The 646-nt window shown below is 42.0% G+C and carries 1 protein-coding gene; it reads right to left on the bottom strand.

From position 1 onward, the window contains the following. Positions 1 to 275 precede the first annotated feature (275 nt). Positions 276 to 646 (bottom strand): formate--tetrahydrofolate ligase (locus KIV40_RS34345; RefSeq protein WP_285353922.1); only part of this gene is annotated, 371 nt, incomplete at its 5' end.

Raw genomic sequence — 646 nt, 5'->3', positions numbered from 1 at the left:
TATAGAGTGCTGGAACTATTCCTAGGGCTAGAACAGTACAGAGAAATTGGCCTGAGAGTTTTTTTATGCTTGCTATCATTACATTCCCCAAAGAATCAGCGCAATACTATAGATTTAGTGGGGTTATTAATGTGATCTTGACCCAGAACTGATGAGGTAAATCTCCCAGTTGAGAGGTATGTGTGCAATTTGTTGCTTTTATATGCAAATCACAAATCATCTTACATTCACCGTGACGATAACCTGTGATTTGCTGTTTAAAACATCTATAAATGTTAACTTAAGCCTGTGATTTCACCATCTTCATTGATGTCTAAAGACATAAATGCTGGCTTATCTGGTAGGCCGGGCATGGTCATCACATTGCCACATAAGGCGTAAACAAAGCCTGCTCCTGCACAGAGTTTTAGCTCTCTTACTGGTACATCAAATTGGGTAGGTGCTCCTTTAATGTGCGCCTCTGTCGAGATAGAGAGTGGAGTTTTAGCCAAACATACCGATAGGTTGTCGAAGCCGTGCTTTTTGAACTCGGCCAATTGAGCCTTGGCTTTTTCAGATAGTGTTATGCTCGCTGCGCCATAACCCACTTCGGCCACCGCCATCAGTTTCTCTTCAAGTGACTGATCTTGAGTATAAAGTGGCTTAA

The organism is Vibrio sp. D173a, assembly GCF_030248475.1.
The sequence above is the reverse complement of the archived record's forward strand: the minus strand, read 5'-3'. Positions and strand labels throughout refer to the sequence as shown.